Here is an 8,083-nt window from a genome sequence, read left to right as displayed (position 1 = left end):
AACGACATCGTACTGCCTGAACCATCAATTGGCTCAAACAGGGTGCTGGGGCTGGAAACTGTTTACCAGACCTATGGCCGGATGATCGTGCGTAATAAGGCACGGGAAGTGATGAGCAAATACAGTGTCGAAGATGTGCATAAGAACTATGCCCGGATCAGCGGCGAAATCTTCCAGGCTGTCACTGAAGCATCAAAGGGTATCCCATTAACGATCTCAGATGTGGCGCTGGGGCGTATCCAGTACCCCGACCTGATCACCAAAGCTGTTGAGGCTGCTGAAGAACGCCGTGTGGCTATCGCTACTCAGGAAGCCCAGGTGCAGATCGAAATGAAAGAAAAGCAGGGGCAACAGAAGCTGGCTGAAATGGATTACAAGATCGAAATGATCAAAGCCCGGTCGCTCCGCGATGTCAACAAAACCATCGCGGAGGGTATTACGCCCGAGCTGATTGCCCTGAAAACCCTGGAAGTCCAGCAAGCACTGGCGAAGAACAACAGCGCCGTGTTTGTTCCTTATCAGGCATTGGGTGAACCCGGTCTGAGCAACCGAATGTTCAATAAATAACTGCCGGTGACACCCGTCATTCGGCGGGTGTCTTAAATCTGGGGATGATAGAAATGGACAATGAACCTGTTTTCAAAAAAGGCGATTTAGTTAAGCTAAGCACTAAAGGGAAAGGTTATTTAAAACGCTGTGGTATGTTTGCATACGCAGGTCATTTCCATATCCGTGATATGGATGCAAATGCCTGGCATTATTACGTAATCAATCAATATGACCCCAAGCTGTGTTTCTGGTTAAGCTACGACCATATCGAGCACATTTCCCCACAAAAAGAAACTGCCACCGTTTCACCCACTACGGACGCTGATTTAACACAAGAAGAACCCCAACCAGAACTCTGTCCACAGGCACACGACCCAAAAGAATACTGCGGCGATAAAGCAATGGATGTCGTGAGGCTTTTATGCAAAGGGCATTAATCAAATGGGGGAATAGTCTCTTTTTAGGTGCAAGTATTTTATCCATGCTTGGGATGTTAGCCAAATCCCCGGCATTATTTATGGTCGGTTTGTTGTTGTACACAACAAGCTCTGTTTTCTTTTTCTGGGGTATTAACAATGACGATCAACAAGGATGAGCTGATCAGGCAATTAAATATCTCTGAAGAACAAGCAAAAAATATCCTGAAGCTCATGGCTCTGGATTATGAACACGGTGATATTTATGCAGTACTGGATCAATACCCTAATACCGCCGCATGGTATCAGGACTGCTTTACTAAACCCGGCTGGTATGAAGTAGAAATTCATTGCATTAATGAAGAAATCAAAGGTTATGGTGTTGAGCAATGTGGCACTTATTTAAATATGAGAAAAGGACATCGTTTCGACTACATCAACCTCGGTGACCCCTACACAACAACCATCTGTTATGACAAAGAAGAAGGTGAGTACCTCCTTTGTTGCTGGGGTGTTCTCGAAGAAGAATTTCCATCAGAGGAGGATTGGTGGTGAAATACAACACATTCAACCAGCACATGAATCAGGAATTCCGTGATGCTGTTGCGTCAGGAGATATATCACGGGAAGCAATCAACCCTCTGTTATTACTCGAAGTAAATCTTAATATCTGGGAACACAATAAATTAATGGTATTCCCTGAATCAGAGGAATTACTTAACAAATTGTTAAGTAGCAAACGGAGCATTTCTCAACCAGAAGCCATAAGCCCCCTATCAGCAGCATTCATATTCTGTTTGCCGAAAGGTTTCATAATCGCAGAAAAAGAAGTACATGCAGTCCTATTTACCTATCTGAAATACAAAGACAGGAGGCCCTACCAAAAAAACGTAGAATCGCTTTATCACAACAAGGTATCCATCGAACACCCCCAAAACATTAATGGGGATGAACGAATGCTAACCATGATAATGGATTTAGGTACTCATTATTCCAGTGCCTGCATACCAGAAAGCAAGCTCAATGAATGTCTTACAGCAAAGAATGAAGATGATTTTATTGATGTGTTAGGGAAACTGGATTTAGGGGAAATCGACTACGATTCCCCCGCACATTTTACTGCTGCAAAACTCCAATTAGCTACATTAAAGCTATACATAGGAATGTGTTTATACATACAAGCAGGAGGCAACGAAGTATTAGTTGATGGGATGCCTGTCACAAAGCCGGGACAAGTAAACTTCCCAGACATGCAACAAAAGACCGCCAAGAAGGTCACGCTGAAAAGCCTCGCAACCAACAAGAAAAACCCACACGCCCACTACCGTAGCTGGCACTTCCGCCAACTAACAGACGACAGGTATTACAAGGGTGAGTACGAAGGCATGGAGCCTGGGTCACGGATAGTGTTTGTCCGAGACACTTACGTTGGCGACAAGATCAAGGCGAAGACGTTGAGGGACAAGAAATGATCAACCCAAGAAAAACAGCCTATGAATGGCATGGAGGGCAATCAAGCGAACTCTACGCCTTTGCTTCCAGTGGTATCATTACAAACCATGATCTGCTCCGTGGTGAGATTTTCCACCTCCGACCCGACCATACAGAAGGGCCGTGGACTAAACAAAACATCGAATATCTTGATTCTTACGTCGCAGTATTAGCAGAGCTAAAAACTAACGCGCCTTGGGCAGAGCCGGATAGTCCGCTGGAAGTATTCATCAAGCAATACCTGGTCACTGCTTTGTGGTCAAGTATCGACTACGAAAACGAAGCACCTATGGATGATAAGTACGACCTTGAAGACATCCATTTCGACACGCTGCTCCAGATGCGAGCTGATTGTGTTGATTTCTACGCCATCAACCGTGAGGCCATCGACAACAATCTTGGCCCCGAGCAAGCAGGACATGATTTCTGGCTCACAAGAAACGGGCACGGTGCTGGTTTCTGGGATGGTGACTGGCCTAAAGATGTCAGTGATCAACTGGACATAAACAGCAAAAACTATGGCACCTATGACTTGTATATAGGCGATGACAATCTGATACATGGAGAGTGACATGCTGAAAGTACAAATAAAAACCTTCAGGGATTTCCTCGAAAACAACATTGATGCTGTCACCCTGGAGGACAAAGCCTTTGGTTATTACTCCTACGACGCCCCCAAGTTTTTATACAACCACGACAAAGATATGTTGTTGATTGATGAACCCATCAAAATGCTCCACCTGCTGAATAAGAACAAGCATGGCGTAGTAGAAACATTATCCCGCTGGTTGAATATCGGGCACAACATACAAGGTATTTTTCTCCGCCCTGTTGATGACCGTGAAATCGGTTTCCGTACTGTTTATACAAACGGCGCTGAAATTGTAGGGGCAATTGTCTACTCCGAAACATCAGGGACATGGGGGAGCCACACATGACAGCCAACATAAACCCGGAAACAGGCATCGCCTACGGTTACATCTCCAGTAATGTCATGGATCAGGATGTGGTTCATGCCTTGATGTATGAATATGGTGCCGACGTTAATTATGGCGAGGCACGGTACGAATTCCAGCATGACCGGCTGACAGAACTCTTAACCTCTGAGGAATTTGACGAATTAGACACCGAAGAATATGACGACAAATTGAATGAACTCGACCCCAACTGGGAAATGTCCTTTGATGACTCATATAACCCTGATGAGTTAATGGTTGAAGGCGAATACGACGGTGTGAAATACGCCTCAAGCTGGATGGGAGGATGCCTCTGCTTCTTCATCTTTGAATCACCCATCATCACCCACAAAGCAAACCGTGCCAGCCCTTGCGTACCCAACGCCGGTATTCTCGACACTCTTGATGGTGATGTCACGTCCTACAACGTGCCCGACGCATGGAGAGCTGAAGATGTTTGAAGCTGACATCATCTACCAAGAACCCAACTGGAAAGAGACGCCTGTCCGACCCGACAGGAAAAAGCCCTACACACCCCCACCAGTGGGAATACGGCCCTGCGACGGATGTCAGCACGAGACACTGTGCAAAAAAGAAAAACTGGCCTGCAACGCCTTCCATTACTGGGTGTGCAGGGATGCCAATAGCTATACAGCCCCGCGCCTGAAAGAACGTAAAGGCCAGAAGGTACCTACAACCACCATCTATAAACGGATTTTTGGAGACGATGATGAGCAGAGATAAATACAGCGACGGTGATTATCAACACCGGGTAGGCGAATTTGTCAGGAAGCATGTGCTCTACTGCGTCAGCACGTTGGTGTCTGACATCACCAAAGCCTATTGGACTTGTCCTGATGGTATTGGCGACCTCACCGAAGAAGAAGTATTTGACATCAACTGCTGCCCTCCAGATGAAGACGATTGTTTGTATCGCGGGTTTGAGATCAAACACCACCTGGAAGAAGGCTACTACTACGTGGATGAAGAAGGCCACCACAACGGTGACTTCTACAACACCCACGAAGAAGCTGTTGAAGCCTGTGTATGCAACAACGGCATAGATGGCTCCGAAGTCTACGAGCACTGGTTAGTGGATGATCTTCTTGCCGGGTGGCTCAAAGATGCCGGTGGGCACGTTGTCGAACTCATGGGACTGGACATCTGGTGCAGGACCACAACAGGGCAAGCAATCCTCCTCGACCGGATCATTTGCGACATCTACGACAGATTCCACGATGACGAAGGTAACTGGCGTTACCCTGAAGATTAATATTAGCGGAGCTATTGCGATGTCAATGAAACTCACTCTGGAGGAGGTCGTTTGCTCTCGCAAATATATCGAGGGTGAAGGCTGGAAGGACATCGAAATCGAACTCAACGACAAGCAGAAAAATTCGTTCGTTGAACTATTCGGTTATCGGTGCCAAGCAAGAACCTGTCGGACACTCCGACGGTTTATTGCTAACCCGAGCATCCACCCCAGTTACGGTATCTACCGCCGTGTGTACTGGGATGAAAATGACGAATGCCAGTATTGCGTCGGACAGGATTACACCGAAGAAGTCCGGTACATCAGAGAACTAATCATCAAAGACATGGGTGGGAGACGATGAAACTATTCAAGGCGAAATTTAAAGACAAAGAATGGCAGTCGTACTGTCCCGAACAATTGCTTGATCTGATTCGTGATGACCTCTGCCCATTCAAAGGCGAGCGTTATGTGTCCTATGGTGATATTGAAAACACTATCATCAATGCTGAATCCGTATCCAGTGCTTCATGTAATGGACTGCTGATTGAAACTGAAACCGTCACCATCAGTGAGGAGGAGAAAAAAGAACTCACTGAAAAACTGGACACCTATGGTGAAGAATCCGTTGAATTCAAGGGTTTCCTTATCGACATCAAGTACGATACATGCCCTTCTGATCCTTTTGCCGACTGGGACCAACCGGATACATTCGGTATATCCCTCTCACACCGGTTCAGAAATCATTGCCAGAAATCGCCAGTTGATGTCGCAGATTTCCTGTACTGGGTAAATGATGGGCGACCCCTGAATTACATCCATCAATATCGCTGCACCAAACCTGCAACCTGCGGCCATGAGTGGGAAATAGAGAATCAGGATAAAGAAGGTTATGTTGAATACTGCCCGGAATGTGACAGGGAAGGACGTAGCACCTCAGCTATTAACCCCTACAAGTCCGAAATCTACGACGATGAACTCAGCACCTTCTTCGATTTCGAGAACGAATATTACTGGACACCTGTCTACGTCTACAGCCATGGCATGGACGCATTCAGTACAGGTAGCCCGGTGATAAACTGCCCGTGGGATTCCGGCTGCTGCGGTATCACCTTCATCAGCAAAAAAGAACTTCTCGAACATGGCATATACAGCGCCCGTGAAACCATGACCACCAAGGAGCTGGAAGGGCTGGCGGAAAAATTCTTCGAGGACCAGATACAACTGCTGGACGATTATCACAACGGCAACGTCTACGGATTCACCGTCACACGGATACATGACGATGAAGAAATTGATGGTTGCGGAGGATTCCTCGGTGATGAAGGACGGAAAGACGCCATATCAAACGCACTTGATGCACTGACCTATGAAATCAAGAACGATCCTTGACGTTTGACTTTAAGCATTAGCATGGCTAATAATAAATAGTGGGGCTTCTGCCCCTCTTTTTTCTTCAGGAGACACCATGGCCTTCTTCACCCTCGACTTTGAAACAGCCTATCGAACCAGAAAAAACAAAGGCACTCCGGGTCCTGCTGTGTCGCTCAAAAACCTGACATACGAAGAATACCTGCGCGGCTCATGGGTCCGTAACGGCGAAGAAATCAAGGTACCCTTCAAGGCACATGGGGTCGGTATCAAAATTGACCGCGAGGACACTTTCTGGGTCACACACAGCGACCTTGAATACGCGCTGAAACACCATTTCCCAAAGGGGAACAAACACACCGTAGTAGCCCACAACACCATGTTTGACGGGGCTATTATGCGCTGGGTCTACGGCGTCAGCGCCGAGACATGGTACGACACAAAAGGCATGAGTCAGGCGTTATGGCCCACTGAATCAGCTTCACTGGACGCCCTCACACGACGCCTGTTCCCTGATGACAAGTCCCTGTGGAAAGACAAGGATGCCCTGGAAGTCTCTGATGGCTACTGGGACCTGTCGCCAGAACAGGAAAAGATCACTGCTGATTACTGTATTCAGGACACTGATATTACCTTCAACGCCTTCGCAAAGATGTGGTCGATGGGTTTTCCACAAGAAGAACTGAAGATTAATGACATTACGCTCCGGATGTTTATTGAGCGCCCATTCGAGATGGACCATAAGTTACTTCTCGACCACCGCGAAACCTATAACGCAGAGAAAGACCGGATCATAGCGGCCTCTAATTGGGGACGCACGACTCTTGCGAGTAACAAGCAATTTGCCGCCAGACTCAAGAAAGAACACGGGATCGTTATTGAGGAAGTGCCCTCACCCACTGAGAAAAATCCCGACAACATGAAACTGCCACTGGCAAAAGACGACCTTGAATTTCTGGAGCTTCGTAGCGCACATCCTGAACTAGACCATATCTGGCAAGGCCGTCTTGCAGCCACCAGTAACAGTGAAAGGACCAGAATTGATCGTTTCCTGAACCATGGCATGGTCAGCCCTATCAACCCCGAGGGGCATCTGGCGCAACCGCTGAACTATTATGCGGCGCACACTGGTCGTTGGGGGGGCACCAACAAACAAAACCCACAAAATCTGGGGCGGAAATCGAAACTACGGCTTGCCCTGAGAGCACCTAAAGGCAAAAAGGTTGTCGTCCGTGACCTGTCAAATATCGAAGGTCGTATGTCCGCATGGTTTTGTGGACAAGACGACAAGCTGGAATTGATCGCATCAGGCGGCGATATATACAACGAGATGGCCACAGCGATTTATGGATACCCTGTTTTCCGAAAAAACCCAGAACATGCAACCGAAGGATTTGTAGGTAAAGTAGCAGAATTGGGCCTCGGCTTCGGGATGGGTGCAGCCAAATTCAGACACACCCTGCTTTCCGGTGCGATGGGTATGGTGGTAGACCTGACAGAAGAAGAATGCCGCGATGTTGTCTACACCTACCGCAAAAAGAACAACATGATCTCCGGCATGTGGCGGAGGTTACAAGGCGTCATCGCTGATATGGCGAACCCGAACCTTGAACCTTATGAGTTTGTCTGCCTTCGCGTCGAATACCAGCGTCTGGTAATGCCCAACGGTCTGAGCCTGGTTTACCCCGACTTACAACCTATCGAACATCCCGATGCCTACAACGAATACGACTATTGGCAAGGCAAGTACCGTAAAAAGTTATGGGGGGGCCTCATCCTTGAAAATTGCATACAGGCATTGTCACGGATCGTGATGAGTGAAGCCATGGTCCGTATCGACGCACAACTCAAAGAACACGACGCCGGTATGTTGGCGCTTACCGTGCACGATGAGAACGTAGCAATCGTGGACGAAAAAGATGCCGAGTGGTGCAACCAGATGATGGACACAGAGATGTCCAAAACACCCGCATGGTGCGACAGCCGACTTGTACTGGCAACCGACGGCGGTATAGACGACTGCTATTCAAAATAGACCAAAGGTATTA

The 8,083-nt window shown here is 47.5% G+C and carries 12 protein-coding genes; all 12 read left to right on the top strand.

What is annotated here, in order from left to right:
• On the top strand, positions 1-567 hold a 567-nt coding region (locus ABD892_RS02265), incomplete at its 5' end, for an SPFH domain-containing protein (RefSeq protein ID WP_345193395.1).
• A gap of 53 nt (positions 568-620) precedes the next feature.
• Positions 621-986 (top strand): hypothetical protein, encoded by a 366-nt coding sequence (locus ABD892_RS02260; RefSeq protein WP_345193393.1) that lies wholly within the window; start codon positions 621-623, stop codon positions 984-986.
• A gap of 138 nt (positions 987-1,124) precedes the next feature.
• The gene (locus tag ABD892_RS02255) at positions 1,125-1,520 is read left to right on the top strand and encodes a hypothetical protein (protein ID WP_345193390.1); all 396 of its coding nucleotides are present in this window, start codon (positions 1,125-1,127) and stop codon (positions 1,518-1,520) included.
• Positions 1,517-2,437, top strand: coding sequence for a hypothetical protein (locus ABD892_RS02250; protein ID WP_345193388.1), 921 nt, complete (start codon positions 1,517-1,519; stop codon positions 2,435-2,437). The genes ABD892_RS02255 and ABD892_RS02250 overlap by 4 nt, the downstream gene beginning before the upstream one ends.
• Positions 2,434-3,027: a hypothetical protein gene (locus ABD892_RS02245; RefSeq protein WP_345193385.1), complete on the top strand. Its 594-nt coding sequence runs from the start codon at positions 2,434-2,436 to the stop codon at positions 3,025-3,027. The genes ABD892_RS02250 and ABD892_RS02245 overlap by 4 nt, the downstream gene beginning before the upstream one ends.
• A gap of 1 nt (position 3,028) precedes the next feature.
• Positions 3,029-3,394 (top strand): hypothetical protein, encoded by a 366-nt coding sequence (locus tag ABD892_RS02240; protein ID WP_345193383.1) that lies wholly within the window; start codon positions 3,029-3,031, stop codon positions 3,392-3,394.
• The gene (locus ABD892_RS02235; protein ID WP_345193381.1) at positions 3,391-3,873 is read left to right on the top strand and encodes a hypothetical protein; all 483 of its coding nucleotides are present in this window, start codon (positions 3,391-3,393) and stop codon (positions 3,871-3,873) included. The genes ABD892_RS02240 and ABD892_RS02235 overlap by 4 nt, the downstream gene beginning before the upstream one ends.
• A complete protein-coding gene (locus ABD892_RS02230; RefSeq protein ID WP_345193379.1) occupies positions 3,866-4,156 on the top strand; it encodes a hypothetical protein in 291 nt (96 codons plus the stop codon). The genes ABD892_RS02235 and ABD892_RS02230 overlap by 8 nt, the downstream gene beginning before the upstream one ends.
• Positions 4,143-4,685 (top strand): hypothetical protein, encoded by a 543-nt coding sequence (locus tag ABD892_RS02225; RefSeq protein ID WP_345193376.1) that lies wholly within the window; start codon positions 4,143-4,145, stop codon positions 4,683-4,685. The genes ABD892_RS02230 and ABD892_RS02225 overlap by 14 nt, the downstream gene beginning before the upstream one ends.
• 19 nt (positions 4,686-4,704) lie before the next feature.
• Positions 4,705-5,028, top strand: a complete 324-nt coding sequence (locus ABD892_RS02220) for a hypothetical protein (RefSeq protein ID WP_345193374.1) — start codon at positions 4,705-4,707, stop codon at positions 5,026-5,028.
• Entirely contained in the window at positions 5,025-6,056 is a 1,032-nt protein-coding gene (locus ABD892_RS02215; RefSeq protein WP_345193372.1) for a hypothetical protein, read from the top strand. Before ABD892_RS02220 ends, ABD892_RS02215 begins: the two co-directional genes overlap by 4 nt.
• A 76-nt stretch (positions 6,057-6,132) precedes the next feature.
• Positions 6,133-8,070, top strand: a complete 1,938-nt coding sequence (locus tag ABD892_RS02210) for a bifunctional 3'-5' exonuclease/DNA polymerase family protein (protein WP_345193369.1) — start codon at positions 6,133-6,135, stop codon at positions 8,068-8,070.
• Positions 8,071-8,083: the final 13 nt, after the last annotated feature.

Source organism: Kistimonas scapharcae, assembly GCF_039540975.1.
Classification (GTDB): Bacteria; Pseudomonadota; Gammaproteobacteria; order Pseudomonadales; family Endozoicomonadaceae; genus Kistimonas; species Kistimonas scapharcae.
Note: the sequence above shows the minus strand (reverse complement) of the source record. Positions and strands in the feature narration are given on the sequence as shown.

Bases quoted from the DNA above. Each gene is read 5' to 3' on its own strand.
- ABD892_RS02220 (WP_345193374.1), top strand. From the start codon at position 4,705: ATGTCAATGAAACTCACTCTGGAGGAGGTCGTTTGCTCTCGCAAATAT.
- ABD892_RS02235 (WP_345193381.1), top strand. From the start codon at position 3,391: ATGACAGCCAACATAAACCCGGAAACAGGCATCGCCTACGGTTACATC.
- ABD892_RS02245 (WP_345193385.1), top strand. From the start codon at position 2,434: ATGATCAACCCAAGAAAAACAGCCTATGAATGGCATGGAGGGCAATCA.
- ABD892_RS02240 (WP_345193383.1), top strand. From the start codon at position 3,029: ATGCTGAAAGTACAAATAAAAACCTTCAGGGATTTCCTCGAAAACAAC.
- ABD892_RS02255 (WP_345193390.1), top strand. From the start codon at position 1,125: ATGACGATCAACAAGGATGAGCTGATCAGGCAATTAAATATCTCTGAA.
- ABD892_RS02215 (WP_345193372.1), top strand. From the start codon at position 5,025: ATGAAACTATTCAAGGCGAAATTTAAAGACAAAGAATGGCAGTCGTAC.
- ABD892_RS02225 (WP_345193376.1), top strand. From the start codon at position 4,143: ATGAGCAGAGATAAATACAGCGACGGTGATTATCAACACCGGGTAGGC.
- ABD892_RS02210 (WP_345193369.1), top strand. From the start codon at position 6,133: ATGGCCTTCTTCACCCTCGACTTTGAAACAGCCTATCGAACCAGAAAA.
- ABD892_RS02230 (WP_345193379.1), top strand. From the start codon at position 3,866: ATGTTTGAAGCTGACATCATCTACCAAGAACCCAACTGGAAAGAGACG.
- ABD892_RS02260 (WP_345193393.1), top strand. From the start codon at position 621: ATGGACAATGAACCTGTTTTCAAAAAAGGCGATTTAGTTAAGCTAAGC.